The sequence below is a fragment of the Enterobacter sp. CPE_E863 genome (assembly GCF_046521465.1).
GTDB classification, from domain to species: domain Bacteria; phylum Pseudomonadota; class Gammaproteobacteria; order Enterobacterales; family Enterobacteriaceae; genus Enterobacter; species Enterobacter adelaidei.
This window is the reverse complement of sequence record NZ_JBKFZX010000001.1, coordinates 3,699,791-3,718,587: the sequence shown is the minus strand read 5'-3', so window position 1 is coordinate 3,718,587 and position 18,797 is coordinate 3,699,791. Positions and strand designations below refer to the sequence as shown.

The window sequence follows — 18,797 nt, the reverse complement described above, 5'->3', positions numbered from 1 at the left end:
AGACCTCATCCGTCCATCATAACATGCAGCCAGATTGCAGGATCCAATTTTATGCTATTGATTCATAATGATTAAATTTTTATGTGAACAAATGTTAGGTGAATAGATTATTTATGTATATGATTTTTATATACAAAAAATCATGATGAAAATATTTTAGCTAACAGGTGTTCACTGGAATCATTCTCAGTTAGCATAGTCTTGCGATGAATAATCATCTTTTGTTTTCCCGGAGTTTTGTATGGCGAGCAGACCATTAATCGCACAGGGATATTCGCTGGCTGAGGAAATAGCCAACAGCATCAGCCACGGCATTGGCCTGGTGTTTGGGATTGTCGGTTTAGTATTATTGCTGGTGCAGGCGGTAGACACCAATGCCAGCGCGATGGCCATTACCAGCTATAGCCTGTATGGCGGGAGTATGATCCTGCTGTTTCTGGCTTCTACGCTGTATCACGCAATTCCGCATCAACGGGCCAAGATGTGGCTTAAGAAATTTGACCACTGTGCCATCTATCTTCTTATTGCCGGTACCTATACGCCTTTTCTGCTGGTGGGGCTCGATTCACCGCTCGCCCGCGGCCTGATGATTGTTATCTGGAGCCTGGCACTGCTGGGGATCCTGTTTAAGCTGACGATTGCCCACCGGTTTAAGATATTGTCACTGGTGACCTATTTGACGATGGGCTGGCTGTCGCTGATTGTGGTTTATCAGTTGGCAATCAAACTGGCGGCGGGTGGGGTAACATTGCTGGCTGTTGGCGGGGTGGTTTATTCGCTGGGCGTGATTTTCTACGTTTGCAAGCGTATCCCTTACAACCACGCTATCTGGCACGGTTTTGTACTGGGCGGCAGCGTGTGTCACTTCCTGGCGATTTATTTGTACGTGGGGCAGGTGTAGTTTTTAGTCGGGTGGCGGCGGCGCCTTACCCGACCTACGGGATCTGTAGGCCCGGTAAGCGCAGCGCTACCGGGCGATACAGAATTACTCTTCCAGCGAATACGGTAGTGGTTCAATACTCAATGTATTGGCATCGTCACGCACGCGGAACACGCTATTGGCTTCCATGTCATTATTCATAACGGCCTGAACCAGAAGACGGCCATCTTCCAGCTGTACGGCTGCTAACACGGTGCCGGTGCGGCGCCAGTTATCACCCATCTTCAGCTCTAAATCTTCGCCCGCTTCAGGTACACGGCTGGCATGACCCGCGAGTGTCCACAGCGCACGTTTGTTTGCCCCGCGGAATTTTGCACGAGCCACCATCTCCTGGCCGGTGTAACAGCCTTTCTTAAAGCTGATACCACCCAGAGCCTGGAGGTTGGTTGCCTGAGGAATAAACTGCGCGCTGTTTGCTGCGTCAATCACCGGCAGACCTGCTTCAATGTTCAGTGCCAACCACTGCTGACTGTTGTTGAACTGGGCCTCACCGCGTAGCGCCTCGGTCACGCGCTCTGCTGTGGCGACATCCGTCACTAACAGGAAACGCTCCTCCGGGTGTTCGAACCACAGGATAGAGCTAGCACCTTCGCTGACTACCTGTTTTTCGGCATCGGGCAATTCGCTGAACAGATTTTTCAGCGCGGCACGCGCCTGAAAACCCGCCACACCCAGCAGGATATGTTCGTCGTCCGGGGCAATCGTGACTTTGGAAAAGACGGCGTACTTTTTCAGCTCTTTGAGTTGGGCGTCTTGCAGGCTACGGCGCTCAATAAAGGCAAAGCCGCCCTGACGGCGGAAGAGACGCAGGTTACTCCACATTTTGCCTTTAGGGTCGCAATGTGCGGCCAGCAGGTGCTGGTGTTCAGTCATCTGGCTGACATCGGCGGTCACCTGACCCTGCAGGTATTTTTCGGCATCGGCTCCGGTGAGTGTTGCCAGCGCCCAGTCATCAAGAGAAATAAGCGTCAGCGGCAGACGCGCAGAGGCGGCGGGCTGGCGAGGAGAAAATGGTGTAAATGCCATAACGATATCCTGAATTGCTTAACGCTTTAATAATGCCTAATGGTAAAAGAGCCTGCTGGCAATGCAAGCGCTTTCAGCAGACCATTTGTGCCATAAACCGGTTCTGCGTAACGCCACGCAAAATAGTGTAATCCGCTGTCTTCGTGGGGTTTATTCTGGAAGCCTGCTTGTAGATCGCAAGATTCCAGTAAAGAAACGGTCAAAAACACGTTACACTAGCTGGTGTCCCCGTAGCGAAATCAAGAACACTGAACGGGGTACCGACTGTGCCAAACGTAATGCAGGAAACAGAACATGGATATTAACAACAAGGCCCGTATTCACTGGGCATGCCGTCGCGGCATGCGTGAACTTGATATTTCCATCATGCCTTTCTTCGAATATGAGTATGACAGCTTAAGCGATGATGATAAGCGTCTGTTTGTTCGCCTGCTTGAGTCTGACGATCCAGATTTATTCAACTGGCTGATGAACCACGGCAAACCCGCCGACACCGAGTTGCAACGGATGGTGCAATTAATTCAAACACGGAATCGGGAACGTGGTCCTGTGGCAATCTGATCTTCGCGTCTCGTGGCGTTCTCAGTGGATGTCTTTATTGCTCCACGGCCTGGTTGCGGCCATTGTATTACTGATGCCATGGCCGTTGAGCTATACGCCTCTGTGGCTGCTGTTACTGTCATTTGTCGTTTTTGACAGCGTACGCAGCCAGCGTCGCATTAATGCCCGTCAGGGAGAAATTAAACTCCTGATGGATTCCCGCCTGCGCTGGCAGGGTAAAGAGTGGGATATTCTCGGGATGCCCTGGATGCTCAACTCCGGCATGATGTTACGGTTACGCAATGTGGACGGTGGGCGTTGTCAGCATCTGTGGTTGGCGGCTGACAGTATGGATGCTTCAGAGTGGCGAGACCTGCGCCGGATGTTATTGCAACAGTCGACGCAGGAGTAAAGTGCGTTAGCTAAACTGTTCTGCCATTTCGCCCAGAATCTGCTCGCACCACGTTTGCAGGCGATCATCGCTGAGATCGTACTGGTTGGTTTCATCCAGTGCGAGTCCAACAAACAGCTCGCCATCGGCAATAATCGGCTTTTTACTGGTGAACTCATACCCTTCGGTTGGCCAGTAGCCGATAAACGTAACGCCTTTCGGTACCAGTTTATCGTGCAGCATACCGAGTGCATCCAGGAACCATTCTCCGTAACCTAATTGATCACCCATGCCGTACATGGCGATAATTTTGCCGCTGAGGTTGAGCGTATCAAGCTGGTCCCAGATAGCTTCCCAGTCTTCCTGTATCTCACCGAAATCCCAGGTTGGGATACCGAGGATCAACACGTCGTACTGCTCCATCAGCGTGAGTGCGTCATCTTTCAGGTTATGCAACGTCACCAGTTCCGGGCCAATGATGTCGCGAATTTTCTCTGCCGCCATTTCGGTGTAGCAGGTGCTGGAACCATAGAACAGACCAATATTCATCGCGTAACTATCTCAATTCTTGCTTTGACTTTGCGCGTAGTGTACCAGAAACCTGTAGCAATCAGGCATAATGGCCTGACTGCAGAATCAAAGGGGCTGATGTGGAAAAGGATCTCGCACTGATCGAACAGTTTCTCGACGCGCTGTGGCTGGAGAAAAACCTGGCTGAGAATACGCTCAGTGCGTACCGGCGCGATCTCACCATGCTGGTTGAGTGGCTGGCCCGTCGGCAGCTCTCGCTGGCGAGCGCGCAAAGCGACGACCTTCAGGCACTGCTCGGTGAACGCGTGGAAGGGGGATACAAAGCGACCAGCTCTGCGCGCTTGCTCAGCGCCATGCGTCGTCTGTTCCAGCACCTCTATCGTGAGAAAATTCGCGAAGACGATCCCAGCGCGCTGCTGGCATCCCCGAAACTTCCGCAGCGGCTGCCGAAAGATCTTAGCGAAGCACAAGTTGAGAGATTATTACAGTCACCCGCAGTTGACCTGCCGCTGGAGTTACGCGATAAAGCCATGCTTGAGCTATTGTATGCTACCGGCTTGCGCGTTTCTGAACTGGTTGGTCTGACGATGAGCGACATCAGCCTGCGTCAGGGTGTGGTTCGTGTAATCGGTAAAGGAAACAAGGAAAGGCTGGTACCGCTGGGAGAAGAGGCGGTTTACTGGCTGGAAACGTACCTGGAGCACGGCCGTCCGTGGTTGCTCAATGGTGCTTCTATCGATGTTCTGTTCCCGAGCCAGCGCGCGCAGCAGATGACACGGCAAACGTTCTGGCATCGCATCAAGCATTACGCCACACTGGCGGGTATCGACAGTGAAAAGCTTTCGCCGCACGTATTGCGTCATGCTTTCGCGACGCATCTGTTAAACCACGGCGCTGATTTACGCGTGGTGCAGATGTTGCTGGGGCATAGCGACCTTTCCACGACGCAAATTTATACTCATGTCGCGACGGAACGCCTGCGGCAGCTACACCAACAGCACCACCCTCGTGCGTGAGTGCCGACGAATTGTAACAGGATCAAATATGAAAAAGTCTTTTGCGCTGTTCACCCTGCTGGCAGCCTCATTTACCGGTTTCGCCCATGCGGATGACGCCGCAATCAAACAGTCGCTGGCTAAGCTTGGCGTCACGGGTAGCGATATTCAGCCAGCACCGGTTGCTGGCATGAAAACGGTGCTGACGAGCAGCGGCGTGCTGTATGTCACCGAAGACGGCAAACACATTATTCAGGGGCCAATGTACGATGTGAGCGGCGCGCAGCCGGTAAACGTCACCAACCAGCTGCTGATGAAAAACCTGAACGCGCTCGAAAAAGAGATGATTGTCTACAAAGCGGCGCAGGAAAAACATGTTATTACCGTCTTCACTGACATCACCTGTGGCTACTGCCACAAACTGCATGAAGAGATGAAAGACTACAACGCGCTGGGCATTACCGTGCGTTACCTGGCTTTCCCACGTGCAGGCGTGCAGAGCCAGCCAGAGCAGGATATGAAAGCTATTTGGTGTGCAAAAGACCGCAACAAAGCGTTTGATGATGCGATGAACGGTAAAGCTGTTACACCTGCATCCTGCGACATTGACATTGCCAACCACTATGCACTGGGCGTGCAATTTGGCGTGAGCGGTACGCCGGCGATTGTCCTGAGCAACGGCTATGTTGTTCCAGGTTACCAGGGACCAAAAGAGATGAAAGAGTTCCTCGACGCGCACCAGAAACAGTTTGGTGGTAAATAATCCGCGTGAAAGCCCCAATAAAATTGCGCCGCCGCGAGGTGGCCGAGCAGATTGATTTGCCAGACGATCTTCCACCACTGCTGAAACGGCTCTACGCCAGCCGTGGCGTGCGTACCGCTGAAGATCTTGAGCGGAGCGTGAAAGGGATGCTGCCCTGGCAACAGCTGAATGGCATCGAAAAAGCCGTGGAAATGCTCTACAACGCGTTTCTGGAAGGAACGCGAATCGTGGTGGTGGGGGATTTCGATGCAGACGGAGCAACCAGCACTGCATTAAGTGTACTCAGCCTGCGCGCGCTGGGTTGCAATAACGTGACCTATCTTGTGCCGAACCGGTTTGAAGACGGCTACGGCCTCAGCCCGGAAGTGGTCGATCAGGCCCATGCCCGCGGTGCACAGATGATCATGACCGTGGACAATGGGATCTCCTCCCATGCGGGTGTCGATCATGCCCATAAGCTTGGGATCCCGGTGCTGGTCACCGATCACCACCTGCCGGGTGACACACTCCCTGCAGCGGAAGCGATCATCAACCCAAACCTGCGCGACTGTGATTTCCCGTCGAAATCACTGGCGGGTGTAGGGGTGGCGTTTTATCTGATGCTGGCGCTGCGTACGCTGTTGCGCGACAAAGGCTGGTTTGACTCCCGCGGGATTGCCGTACCCAATCTGGCCGAGTATCTCGACCTGGTGGCGCTGGGGACAGTTGCAGACGTGGTGCCGCTTGATGCCAATAATCGTATTTTGACCTGGCAGGGTTTAAGCCGCATTCGGGCGGGCAAATGCCGTCCGGGAATTAAGGCCTTGCTGGAGATTGCCAACCGTGACCCGCTCAAACTGGCGGCCAGTGATTTGGGCTTTGCCATCGGACCGCGTCTGAACGCAGCCGGAAGGCTGGACGATATGTCCGTCGGCGTCGCACTGCTGCTTTGCGACAATATTGGTGAAGCGCGTGTCCTTGCCAATGAACTGGACGCTCTGAACCAGACCCGTAAAGAGATTGAGCAGGGAATGCAGGCAGAAGCGCTGACCTTGTGCGAAAAACTTGAACGGAGTGGCGATACGCTGCCTGGCGGTCTGGCGATGTATCACCCCGAGTGGCATCAGGGCGTAGTAGGCATTCTGGCGTCGCGCATTAAAGAGCGTTTCCACCGTCCGGTGATCGCGTTTGCCCCGGCAGGGGACGGCACGCTGAAAGGCTCCGGTCGTTCGATTCAGGGCCTGCACATGCGCGATGCGCTGGAGCGTCTTGATACGCTTTACCCGAATCTCATGATCAAGTTTGGTGGCCACGCGATGGCGGCAGGCTTGTCGCTGGAAGAGGCGAAATTCGATGAGTTCCAGCGTCTGTTTGGCGAGCTGGTGACCGACTGGATCGACCCGGCCCTGTTGCAAGGGGAAGTAGTATCTGATGGCGAGCTTGCCCCCGCTGAGATGACGATGGATGTGGCACAAATGCTCCGCGATGCCGGTCCATGGGGGCAGATGTTCCCGGAGCCGTTGTTTGACGGCCGTTTCCGTCTGTTGCAACAGCGTATTGTCGGCGAACGCCATCTGAAAGTGATGGTTGAACCCGTGGGCGGTGGTCCGTTGCTGGATGGTATTGCCTTCAATGTTGACACGGCGATATGGCCGGACAACGGCGTGCGCGAGGTTGAGCTGGCGTACAAACTGGACATCAACGAGTTTCGCGGTAACCGCAGCCTCCAGATCATCATCGACAATATCTGGCCAATTTAGCGGCAGTAATCTCTATAAAAAAGGGCGTGGATTCGGTACAATCCCGCTCTTATCACCGCATTTTGACAAGTCCATAAAAGAAAACAGACCATGTTTGAAATTAATCCGGTAAAAAACCGTATTCAGGACCTCACGGAGCGCTCTGACGTTCTTAGGGGGTATCTTTGACTACGATGCCAAGAAAGAGCGTCTTGAAGAAGTAAACGCCGAGCTGGAACAGCCTGACGTCTGGAACGAACCTGAGCGCGCACAGGCGCTGGGTAAAGAGCGTTCCTCTCTCGAAGCTATCGTAGATACGCTGGATCAAATGGCTCAGGGGCTGGAAGATGTTTCCGGTTTACTGGAGCTGGCTGTAGAAGCCGACGACGAAGAAACCTTTAACGAAGCCGTGGCAGAACTCGACGTTCTGGAAGAGAAGCTGGCGCAGCTTGAGTTCCGTCGCATGTTCTCCGGCGAATATGACAGCGCTGACTGCTATCTCGATATTCAGGCCGGTTCTGGCGGTACTGAAGCGCAGGACTGGGCCAGTATGCTGACGCGTATGTATCTGCGTTGGGCAGAAGCACGCGGCTTCAAAACCGAAATTATCGAAGAATCTGAAGGTGAAGTTGCGGGTCTGAAATCCGTGACCATCAAAATTATTGGCGATTACGCCTACGGCTGGTTGCGTACTGAAACCGGCGTTCACCGCCTGGTACGTAAGAGCCCGTTCGACTCCGGTGGACGTCGTCATACCTCCTTTAGTTCTGCATTCGTTTACCCGGAAGTTGACGAAGATATTGATATCGAAATTAACCCGGCTGACCTGCGTATTGACGTTTACCGCGCATCTGGCGCGGGTGGTCAGCACGTTAACCGTACAGAATCTGCGGTGCGTATCACCCACATTCCAACCGGGCTGGTAACGCAATGCCAGAATGACCGTTCCCAGCATAAAAACAAAGACCAGGCCATGAAGCAGATGAAAGCGAAGCTTTATGAACTGGAAATGCAGAAGAAAAATGCTGAGAAACAGGCGATGGAAGATAACAAGTCTGACATCGGTTGGGGCAGCCAGATCCGTTCTTATGTCCTCGATGACTCCCGCATCAAAGACTTGCGTACCGGGGTTGAAACCCGCAACACGCAGGCGGTGCTGGATGGCAGCCTGGACCAATTTATCGAAGCAAGTTTGAAAGCAGGGTTATGAGGAACCAACATGTCTGAACAACAAGCACAGGGCGCTGACGCGGTAGTCGATCTTAACAACGAACTGAAAACCCGCCGCGAGAAGCTGGCAGCACTGCGTGAGCAGGGCGTGCCGTTCCCGAACGATTTTCGTCGTGACCATACCTCAGACCAACTGCACGCTGATTTCGACGGTAAAGAGAACGAAGAGCTGGAAGCTCTGAACGTAGAAGTGTCAGTGGCAGGCCGTATGATGACCCGTCGTATCATGGGTAAAGCCTCTTTCGTGACCTTGCAGGACGTTGGCGGCCGTATTCAGTTGTACGTTTCCCGTGACGATCTGCCAGAAGGCATCTACAACGAGCAGTTCAAGAAATGGGACCTGGGCGATATCCTGGGCGCGAAAGGTAAACTGTTCAAAACTAAGACCGGTGAACTGTCTATCCACTGCACCGAACTGCGTCTGCTGACCAAAGCCCTGCGCCCGCTGCCGGACAAATTCCACGGCCTGCAGGATCAGGAAGCGCGTTATCGTCAGCGTTACCTGGATCTCATCTCTAACGATGAATCCCGCAATACCTTCAAAATTCGCTCCCGGATCATGGCCGGTATCCGCCAGTTCATGGTTAACCGCGACTTTATGGAAGTGGAAACCCCAATGATGCAGGTGATCCCTGGCGGTGCGTCTGCACGTCCGTTCATCACCCATCACAACGCCCTGGACCTGGACATGTACCTGCGTATCGCGCCGGAACTGTACCTGAAGCGTCTGGTGGTGGGTGGTTTCGACCGCGTGTTTGAAATCAACCGTAACTTCCGTAACGAAGGTATCTCCGTTCGTCATAACCCAGAGTTCACCATGATGGAACTCTATATGGCGTATGCGGATTACAAAGATCTGATCGAGCTGACAGAATCTCTGTTCCGTACCCTGGCACAGGATATTCTGGGCACCACGCAGGTCCCTTACGGTGAAGAAGTGTTCGACTTCGGCAAGCCGTTTGAAAAACTGACTATGCGCGAAGCGATCAAGAAATACCGTCCGGAAACCAACATGGCCGATCTGGATAACTTCGACTCTGCGAAAGCGATCGCTGAAAGCATCGGTATCAAGGTTGAGAAGAGCTGGGGTCTGGGCCGTATCGTGACCGAGATCTTCGAAGAAGTGGCCGAAGCGCACCTGATTCAGCCGACCTTCATCACCGAATACCCGGCAGAAGTTTCTCCGCTGGCGCGTCGTAATGACGTGAACCCGGAAATCACTGACCGTTTCGAGTTCTTCATCGGTGGCCGTGAAATCGGCAACGGCTTTAGCGAGCTGAACGATGCGGAAGATCAGGCTCAGCGCTTCCAGGATCAGGTTGACGCGAAAGCGGCAGGCGATGACGAAGCGATGTTCTACGACGAAGACTATGTGACTGCGCTGGAGCACGGCCTGCCACCAACTGCAGGTCTGGGTATTGGTATCGACCGTATGGTGATGCTGTTCACTAACAGCCACACCATCCGTGACGTAATCCTGTTCCCGGCGATGCGACCGGTGAAATAAGGCGTTAAGATGTAAAAAAAGCCCCGAAAGGGGCTTTTTTATTGCGCCGCGAAGGCTTTGAGTTTTTCGCGGGCGGTCGTCGCTTCCATGACCATCCAGGGGCTAAAGGCCCAGGGCGTCGCGTCCAGCGCGCTGAATAACGTGTCCAGTTCAATCCACTGATACTCCATCACTTCACCTTCGTTTATCGTCACTTTATTGGTGATGCGGGCAGCAAATACCGGGCAAATTTCGTTTTCTACTATCCCGGAAGGGTCGATTTCGCGGTAGCGAAAATCTGATGCGACAGGGGTGATATCGGTAATTTCGGCGCCGACCTCATAGCGGCAGCGTCGGATAATAGCCTGCTCCGTCTCTTCACCCGATTGTGGATGTCCGCACACGGAGTTAGTCCAGACACCCGGCCAGGCTTTTTTGCTTAACGCGCGTCGGGTCACCAGACATTCGCCTTTGGCATTAAACAGCCAGGTGGAGAAAGCCAGATGCAGCGGGGTATGCGAGGTGTGAGCGGCGTACTTTTCCTGAGTGCCAATCACCATTCCCTGGTCATTTACCAAAATAACGTGTTCTTGAATACTCATTCATGCTCCAGTGCCAAAATGCCGAGTGGTTCAGCACCATCAGCCGGGGCATTATACGGCATTCTTATACGAACGGTTTATCCCACAGAGCGGAAAAGGGCTGACCCATATCTATCCGGACTGTTATCATAGAGCGCCATTCACGCTGACCGAGGATCTGTTTTGTTTGCAGGAAGCCTGACGAGAAATCCCATCACCGCCATTATTTACCTGATGCTAACGCTATTGCTGGCAGGTTGTTCAGGGAGCAAATCTTCGGATATGGGTAGCTATTCCGGTTCGGTCTATACCGTTAAGCGCGGGGACACCCTGTATCGAATTTCGCGCGCTACGGGGACCAGCGTGAAGGATCTGGCGCGGTTAAATAATCTCTCTCCGCCATACACCATCGAGGTGGGTCAGCAACTGAAGGTTAGCGGTGGAACGTCTTCTGGTAAAAAATCCTCGTCGAAGGGCAAAACTGCCAAAGTGACGCCATCCTATCAGGTGCCTCAATCGTCATGGCCACCGGTTGGACAGCGCTGCTGGATTTGGCCTGCCAGCGGTAAAGTGGTCGCCCCTTACTCACTCTCTGAAGGTGGCAACAAGGGTATTGATATTGCCGCTACACGCGGTACGCCGGTTTATGCCTCTGGGGCAGGGAAGGTGGTTTACGTCGGTAATCAGCTGCGCGGTTACGGCAATCTGATTATGATTAAGCACGGTGAAGATTACATCACGGCCTATGCTCACAACGACACGATGCTGGTTAACAACGGGCAGAACGTCAAAGCAGGGCAGAAGATTGCCACCATGGGCAGCACCGGTACGGATTCGGTTAAGTTGCACTTCCAGATCCGCTATAAGGCGACGGCCATCGATCCGCAGCGTTATCTTCCGGCTCCTGGTAGCAAACCGAAGTGCTAAGTGATTATTTTATCGCCATTTAGTTGTGAAGAGGCTTGTATGAAGGTGCGTAAGGTCTATAATGCCATACGCACCTCAAAGCGGGCGTAGTTCAATGGTAGAACGAGAGCTTCCCAAGCTCTATACGAGGGTTCGATTCCCTTCGCCCGCTCCAATCTTATGATAAATCAACTGGTTATGATTTATCAGTTAGTTACGTTGCCCTGCTTAAGCAGGTACAACTTAAACTACCCATTGTTCTACGCCCGCACCTGTCGCGTAATTGGTCTGTGGTACAAGGGAGCATATCATCACGCTGGCGGTGGTTCCTGGTTCTTACCACGACAGCAAAATATGGAACAAAAAGCCCAATACCTGGCATAACTCCCGAACAGAATGATCACACGCATTTTAAGCCCGATGCGTGGCCCCATGAGCCACGTAAACAGGTGAATAGTGGTAATGCCCCGGTAGCTACAGATCCGGCTCTGCTAGCGCTTCGCTTACGCTCCTAACGGTACACGAGCACCCTGATAAGGTGTGATCCTTCTGACAATCTGATGAAGTCGCTACGCTCCGCTTGTCTTCTTACCACTAACGGGGCTTTATGGCCTCTATTGTCTATAACCAGGGAGAAGGGGAAAGGCTGGAGACTTCCAGCCTTTGGCGGTCATCTTACTTTCTTGAAGATGAGCAAGATCAAAACAATACAAATGGCACTACCGACAAATGCAGTAATTAAGAGGTTATCCACTGACCGCGATAAGTCATCTATGATCGCTTCACATAAACGAGCTTCCATCTGACCAGTTGAAGGGGGGCCGTTGTATTTCCGGGTTAGCCCAAAATCAAGCACTGGTATCATCAAGGCGATAGAGTAGATGGCGAATACTAAAGCAATGCCTCCCCATCGAAGGATAGCCTTTGCTCTATTCGTCAATGTCATACGAACCACCTAAAACGCCGCCAATAGTTCCGCCAGAATAACCCGAAGATGATCCAACCGTTGATGCACTATTAGCAAGCCCTTCCTCCACTCGACCTGTCAGGCTCTCAGAATTTGGCTTGAAGTGGTCGATATTCGGATACTGCTCCCTGAATTTGCTGGTAACTTCTATAACGTTCATTGAGGACAGAGAGTCGCTCTTCTCCGTCAAGTAACGCTGTAATGATACAGGGATAGTGAAATCTTCTTCATTGTCGATACGAAGCTGTGTCGTTGTTGATGTGTAGCTGGTATCGAAGATATTGGTCCCTGCCTTTCTGATAGCTTTCACTGTATGAGTGGTGCAGTTGCTCCCGGTGAGATCGTAAACGTCTATCACTTTTCCGTTTCGTTTGGTGCGTTCCCCCATTGAATTTGTGAATACGGGAGTCGTACCTGAGTTCCATAGAGATTCAAAAATTCTGCGGGTTTCTTCGGGTGTAACGTCATCGATCTGGAATACTCTTGCCCGAACTTTGTAGAGTTCTTCACGATAGTAAAGGCGAGCATCATCACCAGTTAGGAAGTTAAGAATCCCATCACCTGTAAGTGTGGCGGGGCCTTTTCGACCAAAGCGCCCGTAGGTGTAAACGTAGATTGAATTATTCTGATGTACGGATACGAAAGCGTGTCCTGCATCCGTGGTTTCAGTCCAGATGTAAACGCCGTTCAATAGCTGATTATCTTCTGGCTTGCAGGTGTCAGCAAAATTATCAGTTTCAGGACCTGCTATCGGGCCGGGGAGAACGGGAAATTCAACGTTGTGGGATTGAGCAGCGTTGGTTTCCGTTTGTCCCGTAGATAACTCGTAAGTGTCAAAGATGGAAGGAATAAAACGTGATTTGCAGGGGCAGGAGCTACGGCTGTGCAGTGTTCCGGCTATCCTTTTTCCATGTATATCATCGGTATCAAGACCGCCACAGATACGGTAACGGCCTGGATGTTTACCACAGGTTACTTGATGGCCTTCACATGCCATGTCTTTACCGAAAAATTGATGGTCAGGGAATCCTTCGAGAATCCTACCACCGCAAACTGTCTTATCACCTCTGAATAAAAAGTGACCAACGGCCATTCATCCTTATCCTTATGTTACTTGTAAGTCCATGCGGAAAGTGTAGTCTTTTGGCTCTGGCGAGTAAATGAGCAAATGTAACAAAATCAGCGTGTAAGCGTGGTTAAATTTGAGTTAAGCAACACTAAGGGAAGGGGGGGCGCCTCCTCGCATTATTCTCTCAAAGCCTGTAACCACATCATAAGCAAATGAAGCTGGCTTCCTGGTGGTTGGCGGCCCCTGCCACCTCAAAAGACTACTGAGGAGGTAAAATGTTCTGGGAATCGGAAAGGCTGCTATACAGGCATGCTGTGATGTCAGATTTGGAGGACTTGTTTCGTATTTACGCCAATCCAGAAACAAATGTTTGTAACCCGGCTGGCCCACATCGCGATATTCAGCAGTCCAGAAATTCTCTGGAAAAACGGATAACAAATACAACTCTCTACGGCTTTAATGATTGGGCGATAATGACTAAAGACAACCCAAATAAAATCATTGGTTTTGGTGGTTTTTTTGTAAGTGATACCGATGGGAAGCTGATTAACAATCTCGGTTACAGATTCGAGCCTAATGAATGGGGCAAAGGGTATGCTACTGAGCTTTCCAGAAGAGCTATTAGCTATGGGTTTGATGAAGTAGGTTTAAAAGACATTTCAGCTTTCCTTTGGGAGGATAATCTCGCGTCTAAGAGAGTACTTGAAAAGGTTGGGATGAGATTCGTTGAGAGATCCGAGAAAACCGACAACGAGCCAACATCTTTAACGTTCAGACTTACTTATGACGAATGGTTGGCTTATGGCGGTGATTAATAAAATTCATTTTCCTGCTTGGACCAAGGTTGGAAGTAGTGCCAGCGTAAACACTAAGCTGTTTTTGCATGTTCGTTTTTTACTTGCGCCATTGTGACCTGCTCCCCGTTGATTAGTACACCCCGATGTTAGTAATGTCTTCATAAGCCACATGAGGACATCCCCATGAAGAAGCGTTTTTCCGACGAACAGATCATCAGTATTCTCCGCGAAGCCGAAGCTGGGGTACCCGCCCGTGAACTCTGCCGCAAGCATGCCATTTCCGATGCCACGTTTTACACCTGGCGTAAGAAGTATGGCGGTATGGCGGTGCCTGAAGTTAAGCGCCTGAAGTCGCTTGAGGAAGAGAACGCCAGACTCAAGAAGCTGCTTGCCGAAGCCATGCTGGATAAAGAGGCGCTTCAGGTGGCTCTTGGGCGAAAGTACTGACGACAGACCAGAAGCGGGAAGCCGTGATGTTGATGTGTGATGCGACCGGTCTGTCGCAACGTCGTGCCTGCAGGCTTACAGGTTTATCCCTGTCGACCTGCCGCTATGAGGCTCACCGTCCGGCTGCTGATGCGCATTTATCAGGGCGCATCACTGAGCTGGCACTGGAGCGCAGGCGTTTTGGCTACCGTCGTATTTGGCAGTTGCTGCGCCGTGAAGGGCTTCATGTTAATCATAAGCGCGTGTACCGGCTTTATCACCTCAGTGGCCTGGGCGTAAAACGCAGAAGACGTCGTAAAGGGCTGGCAACAGAACGTCTGCCGCTGCTCCGTCCGGCGGCGCCCAATCTGACCTGGTCGATGGATTTCGTCATGGACGCACTTTCCACCGGTCGCAGGATCAAGTGTCTTACCTGCGTCGATGATTTCACAAAGGAATGCCTGACGGTCACTGTTGCCTTTGGGATTTCAGGCGTTCAGGTCACGCGTATTCTGGACAGCATTGCACTGTTTCGAGGCTATCCGGCGACGATAAGAACTGACCAGGGGCCGGAGTTCACTTGCCGTGCACTGGATCAATGGGCCTTTGAGCGTGGTGTTGAGTTGCGCTTAATCCAGCCGGGCAAGCCAACGCAGAACGGATTTATTGAGAGCTTTAACGGACGATTTCGCGATGAATGTTTGAATGAGCACTGGTTCAGCGATATCGTTCATGCCAGGAAAATTATTAATGACTGGCGGCAGGATTATAACGAATGCCGCCCGCACTCCACGCTGAATTATCAGACACCGTCTGAATTTGCAGCGGGCTGGAGAAAGGGTCATTCTGAGAATGAAGATTCCGACGTTACTAACTGAGTGTTGTATCTAATCGTGGGGGCAGGTCAATTGCGAGAGGGATTGAACGACCTGATTGAAGGCCACCCCATTCTGATGCCAGAAAACGGCAAGTATCAGGGATTATCACGCCTCTTGCTCTGCTTTAATGCGCTTCACAGTGGATGTGTTGACGTTGAAATCCTTCGCTACATTGCGCACAGAGCCGCCAGCCGCAAGCGCTGAGACAATACCTGCACGGTCTACTGCTTTACCTTTACCACGCTTTGCAGGGTTCACTGCTTTCGCCTCTCGCTTACGTTCCAACATCAACTCACGCTTACAAGTGGCAACTGCTGACAGCATAGTGAGCATCATCTTTCCTATTGTGCTGGTAATGTCTGCCGTGATCCCTTCCTTATGAAAGCGAACTGCCACCCCTCGATCATTCAATTGTTTGACCAACTCCAGAATGTTCAGCGTATTACAACCTAAGCGGTCGAGGCTGTGGACGTGGAGAGTGTCACCTTTATGCAGAAATGCCAGGCAAGCTGCCAACCCTGGTCGATTGGTATCCTTGCCTGAGAACTTATCGGAATACTCAGCGCGGAACTTATCCCGACGACGCAACAGCCAAGACACATACACAAACAGAAAAGGCCGCATCCCGCAGCCTTTTCTTTTTCCATTCACCCTTTCGGGAACACCCAAACATGCTTCTCAGGCAGCGAAAGATGGCAGTGCTGCGGGTCGCGAACCTCATGCCCATACGCGCGGATTACAAAATCATCCCCCGCCGTGCGGAACAGGTACTCCCAGCGGTCGCCAAGATACATGCTGGTGAGCAGCGGTAGCTCAAGCTGATTTTCCCCTGGCCCCTCGACCACCGCCACGCGCTCGACGCGGATCACCGCCGTGGCTTCATCACCGCTTTGCACCCCTTCGCCCGCCTGGCCCCACAGCACCCAGCCTTTCCCCTCGATGCGCGCTTTGCCGTCGCGTACTTCGGTGACCTTGCCGTGCAGGCGGTTGTTACTGCCCATAAACTCGGCGGTAAACAGCGTTTTCGGCGAGCCATACATCTCCTGCGGCGTGCCCTGTTGCTCAATTTTACCGTTGTTGAGCAGCAGGATGCGGTCAGAAATGGACATTGCTTCATTCTGGTCGTGCGTCACCATCAGTGCCGATAACCCGAGCTTGATAATCAGCTCGCGCAAGAACACGCGGGCCTCTTCGCGCAGCTTGGCGTCGAGGTTAGAAAGCGGCTCGTCCAGCAAAATCACCGGTGGGTTGTAGACCAGCGCGCGGCCAATCGCCACGCGCTGCTGCTGTCCGCCGGAGAGCTGGTGCGGGTGACGTTTGCCAAGATGCCCCAGACCAAGCTGATCCAGCACATCCTGCACGCGCTGCTGGATCTCTTTGGCCGGCACTTTACGCAGTTTGAGCGGGTAAGCCACGTTTTCAAAAACGGTTTTGTGCGGCCACAGGGCATAGGACTGGAACACCAGCCCCAGGTTACGCTCTTCCGCAGGGACCTCACTGCGCGGCGTGCCGTCGTAAACTTTGTTTTTGCCAATAATAATCGAACCCTGGGTGGGTTTCTCCAGGCCCGCTACTGCGCGAAGCAGGGTGGTTTTGCCGCTGCCGGAGGGGCCTAACAGGGAGACCACTTCGCCGCGCTTGAGGTTCATGGAGACACCTTTTAAAACAGGATTGTCGCCGTAGGTTAAGTGCAGATCGTCAACCGCTAATTCAATCATGTATTTTGACTCCGAAACGAAGGGCAATGCCCAGACCTACCACGACCAGCAGGATGTTAATGAAAGAGAGCGCCGCCACGATATCAATGGCACCCGCGGCCCAGAGGGAAACCAGCATCGAGCCGATGGTTTCCGTGCCGGGCGAAAGCAGGTACACACCCGTTGAGTATTCGCGTTCAAAGATCAGGAACATCAGCAGCCACGAACCGATAAGACCGTAGCGGGAGAGCGGAATGGTAACGTGACGGGTGATCTGGCCACGCGTTGCCCCGGTGCTGCGCGCCGCTTCTTCAAGCTCCGGCCCTACCTGCAGCAGCGTGGAAGAGATGAGCCTCAGCCCGTAAGCCATCCACACCACGGTATAGGCCAGCCAGACGCTGAAAATGGTGCTGCGCAGCGAACGCAGCCAGACGATGACGTTTTCGCGCATCCAGTCCGTCCAGGCAAACCCGGAAAGCCAGCCGGATTTCAGCGCGTTATCCAGCCACATCGGCAGGAACAGGAACACCCACAGGAATGCCAGACCCGCCAGCAGGCCAGGCACGGCGCGCGGTACCAGCACGCTGTAGTCCAGGAAACGCGTGGTGTTATCCGGTTTACGGTGCATGGCAATGCCGACAAACAGGTAGCAGACCACCGCCAGCGCGCCGCCAATCACGCCAATCGCCATGGAGTTGACGATGGCGCGCAGCAGGTTGGGCTGCGCCCAGATGGTGCGGAAGGTGTTCAGAGAGAGCTCATCCCACAGCGAAACGCCCACGCCCCAGTTGGAGATAAACGCGCGCAATACCACGCCGAGCAGCGGAACGCCGATGGTGACGGTGAGCCAGAAGGCAATCACCGCGCCAGCAACCCAGCGCCATTTACCCAACGGTAGCGCGCGGGCCTGAGAGGCTTTTCCCTTCATGGTGACGAAGCGGTTGGCGGTGCGCATCAGGCGACGCTGGAGCATCACCAGCGGGATGGTGATGCAGATCAGCACCACGGCAACCGCCGCCATCAGGTTATAGGATGGGGTACCCATCTTGTTCGTCAGCTTATAGAGATAGGTCGCCAGTACCATGTTGCCTTCCGGGTCGCCGAGGACCAGCATCAGGCCGAACACTTCCAGCCCCAGGAAGAACAGCAGCACGGTGGCGTACAGAATGGAAGGGCGCACCATCGGCAGGCTGACGGAGGTCATCACCTGCCAGGGCGACGCCCCCGCGGTGCGCGCGGCCTCTTCCACATCAGAACCCACGCTGCGCAGCGCTGACGAGATATACAGATAGGCATGCGGGACGTGCGTCAGACCGGCGATGACCACAATGCTCGACATGTCGTAGATATTCCACGGCACAAAGCCAATCAGCGCCTCAGCCCACTGGGAGAGAAAGCCTACCGGACCCGCGGCCACCACGTAGCCGAAGCCCAGTACCATCGGTGAAACGAAAATCGGGACCAGGATCAGCGGCTCAATCAGCCGGCGACCGGGCAGGTCGGTACGCACCATCAGAAACGCCAGCACGCCGCCCAACGGAATAGAGATAAAGACCAGCCCGAAAGCAAGAATAAAACCACTTTTCAGGGCTTTATAAAAATCAGGGTCGGTGAAAATAAACTCAAATGATTCAAAGCTCCACTCTTTTGACGGCGAAAAGAACGGGGCGGACAGGAAGCTCTGTATCACGATAAACGACAGCGGCGTGTAGATAACCAGGGCGGTTATCAGCACGACGATGCCTCGCGGCAGGCTTTGCCACTTTCTGCGTAATGTATTCATGGGGTATCCCTGGTGTTGCAGCCCAGAAAAACGAACTCAGTCGATAAGGGAGCGCGGCGGCCTGCGCCGCGCT

Annotated in this window: 19 protein-coding genes and 1 tRNA gene; 12 read left to right on the top strand and 8 right to left on the bottom strand. The window is 53.0% G+C overall.

Going from position 1 to position 18,797, the window contains the following annotated elements; translation table 11 throughout:
• Positions 1-241 precede the first annotated feature (241 nt).
• On the top strand, positions 242-901 hold the full coding sequence (gene trhA, locus ACLHV8_RS18255) for a PAQR family membrane homeostasis protein TrhA (RefSeq protein WP_028016953.1): 660 nt from the start codon (positions 242-244) through the stop codon (positions 899-901).
• Between the two features lie 84 nt (positions 902-985).
• Here the strand turns inward: trhA and ygfZ are convergent, their stop codons facing one another.
• The gene (gene ygfZ / locus ACLHV8_RS18250) at positions 986-1,966 is read right to left on the bottom strand and encodes a tRNA-modifying protein YgfZ (RefSeq protein WP_208594599.1); all 981 of its coding nucleotides are present in this window, start codon (positions 1,964-1,966) and stop codon (positions 986-988) included.
• A 294-nt stretch (positions 1,967-2,260) separates the two neighbouring features.
• Between ygfZ and sdhE the strand changes: the two genes are divergently transcribed.
• Together sdhE and ACLHV8_RS18240 are read left to right on the top strand one after the other, a co-directional pair.
• Positions 2,261-2,527, top strand: a complete 267-nt coding sequence (gene sdhE / locus ACLHV8_RS18245) for an FAD assembly factor SdhE (protein WP_010435322.1) — start codon at positions 2,261-2,263, stop codon at positions 2,525-2,527.
• Entirely contained in the window at positions 2,508-2,918 is a 411-nt protein-coding gene (locus ACLHV8_RS18240; protein ID WP_028016951.1) for a protein YgfX, read from the top strand. The genes sdhE and ACLHV8_RS18240 overlap by 20 nt, the downstream gene beginning before the upstream one ends.
• 6 nt (positions 2,919-2,924) lie before the next feature.
• Here the strand turns inward: ACLHV8_RS18240 and fldB are convergent, their stop codons facing one another.
• Positions 2,925-3,446, bottom strand: coding sequence for a flavodoxin FldB (gene fldB / locus ACLHV8_RS18235; RefSeq protein WP_028016950.1), 522 nt, complete (start codon positions 3,444-3,446; stop codon positions 2,925-2,927).
• Positions 3,447-3,547: 101 nt separating this feature from the next.
• Here fldB and xerD point away from each other — a divergent pair, with 101 nt between their 5' ends.
• The 5 genes from xerD to lysS all read left to right on the top strand — a co-directional run bounded on the left by xerD (position 3,548) and on the right by lysS (position 9,641).
• Complete coding sequence (gene xerD / locus ACLHV8_RS18230; RefSeq protein ID WP_024906583.1) at positions 3,548-4,444, top strand: site-specific tyrosine recombinase XerD; 897 nt, start codon at positions 3,548-3,550, stop codon at positions 4,442-4,444.
• Between the two features lie 28 nt (positions 4,445-4,472).
• A complete protein-coding gene (dsbC, locus tag ACLHV8_RS18225) occupies positions 4,473-5,186 on the top strand; it encodes a bifunctional protein-disulfide isomerase/oxidoreductase DsbC (RefSeq protein ID WP_028016948.1) in 714 nt (237 codons plus the stop codon).
• Positions 5,187-5,191: 5 nt separating this feature from the next.
• Positions 5,192-6,925: a single-stranded-DNA-specific exonuclease RecJ gene (recJ, locus tag ACLHV8_RS18220; RefSeq protein ID WP_134707910.1), complete on the top strand. Its 1,734-nt coding sequence runs from the start codon at positions 5,192-5,194 to the stop codon at positions 6,923-6,925.
• Positions 6,926-7,015: 90 nt separating this feature from the next.
• Positions 7,016-8,114, top strand: a protein-coding gene (gene prfB, locus ACLHV8_RS18215) for a peptide chain release factor 2 (RefSeq protein WP_096151315.1) whose coding sequence is annotated in 2 segments (ribosomal slippage) — positions 7,016-7,090 and positions 7,092-8,114 — 1,098 coding nt in all. Because the reading frame shifts where the segments join, the coding sequence is not laid out codon by codon here.
• A 9-nt stretch (positions 8,115-8,123) separates the two neighbouring features.
• Positions 8,124-9,641: a lysine--tRNA ligase gene (gene lysS, locus ACLHV8_RS18210; RefSeq protein WP_028016946.1), complete on the top strand. Its 1,518-nt coding sequence runs from the start codon at positions 8,124-8,126 to the stop codon at positions 9,639-9,641.
• Between the two features lie 38 nt (positions 9,642-9,679).
• On the opposite strand, the gene idi is transcribed toward lysS, so the two are convergent.
• Positions 9,680-10,222, bottom strand: coding sequence for an isopentenyl-diphosphate Delta-isomerase (idi, locus tag ACLHV8_RS18205; protein WP_108090411.1), 543 nt, complete (start codon positions 10,220-10,222; stop codon positions 9,680-9,682).
• Positions 10,223-10,384: 162 nt separating this feature from the next.
• On the opposite strand from idi, the gene actS reads away from it, so the two are divergent.
• Positions 10,385-11,128, top strand: coding sequence for an amidase activator ActS (actS, locus tag ACLHV8_RS18200; RefSeq protein ID WP_108090410.1), 744 nt, complete (start codon positions 10,385-10,387; stop codon positions 11,126-11,128).
• A gap of 80 nt (positions 11,129-11,208) precedes the next feature.
• A tRNA-Gly gene (locus tag ACLHV8_RS18195) sits at positions 11,209-11,282 on the top strand.
• 495 nt (positions 11,283-11,777) lie between these two features.
• On the opposite strand, the gene ACLHV8_RS18190 is transcribed toward ACLHV8_RS18195, so the two are convergent.
• Together ACLHV8_RS18190 and ACLHV8_RS18185 are read right to left on the bottom strand one after the other, a co-directional pair.
• Complete coding sequence (locus tag ACLHV8_RS18190; RefSeq protein WP_108090409.1) at positions 11,778-12,053, bottom strand: hypothetical protein; 276 nt, start codon at positions 12,051-12,053, stop codon at positions 11,778-11,780.
• Positions 12,037-13,167: a PAAR domain-containing protein gene (locus tag ACLHV8_RS18185; protein WP_108090408.1), complete on the bottom strand. Its 1,131-nt coding sequence runs from the start codon at positions 13,165-13,167 to the stop codon at positions 12,037-12,039. Before ACLHV8_RS18185 ends, ACLHV8_RS18190 begins: the two co-directional genes overlap by 17 nt.
• Before the next feature lie 251 nt (positions 13,168-13,418).
• Here ACLHV8_RS18185 and ACLHV8_RS18180 point away from each other — a divergent pair, with 251 nt between their 5' ends.
• Together ACLHV8_RS18180 and ACLHV8_RS18175 are read left to right on the top strand one after the other, a co-directional pair.
• A complete protein-coding gene (locus ACLHV8_RS18180; RefSeq protein WP_108090407.1) occupies positions 13,419-13,958 on the top strand; it encodes a GNAT family N-acetyltransferase in 540 nt (179 codons plus the stop codon).
• A 165-nt stretch (positions 13,959-14,123) separates the two neighbouring features.
• A protein-coding gene (locus tag ACLHV8_RS18175; RefSeq protein WP_410377005.1) for an IS3-like element ISSen4 family transposase occupies positions 14,124-15,244 on the top strand; the annotation gives its coding sequence in 2 pieces (ribosomal slippage) (positions 14,124-14,382 and positions 14,382-15,244; 1,122 coding nt in all).
• A gap of 105 nt (positions 15,245-15,349) precedes the next feature.
• On the opposite strand, the gene ACLHV8_RS18170 is transcribed toward ACLHV8_RS18175, so the two are convergent.
• From ACLHV8_RS18170 to ACLHV8_RS18160, 3 genes are read right to left on the bottom strand one after another with little or no spacing between them, the layout of a single operon-like run.
• Positions 15,350-15,913 (bottom strand): recombinase family protein, encoded by a 564-nt coding sequence (locus tag ACLHV8_RS18170; RefSeq protein ID WP_241659965.1) that lies wholly within the window; start codon positions 15,911-15,913, stop codon positions 15,350-15,352.
• On the bottom strand, positions 15,892-16,962 hold the full coding sequence (locus ACLHV8_RS18165) for an ABC transporter ATP-binding protein (protein WP_128347295.1): 1,071 nt from the start codon (positions 16,960-16,962) through the stop codon (positions 15,892-15,894). The genes ACLHV8_RS18170 and ACLHV8_RS18165 overlap by 22 nt, the downstream gene beginning before the upstream one ends.
• Entirely contained in the window at positions 16,955-18,724 is a 1,770-nt protein-coding gene (locus ACLHV8_RS18160) for an ABC transporter permease (RefSeq protein ID WP_028016942.1), read from the bottom strand. The genes ACLHV8_RS18165 and ACLHV8_RS18160 overlap by 8 nt, the downstream gene beginning before the upstream one ends.
• Positions 18,725-18,797: the final 73 nt, after the last annotated feature.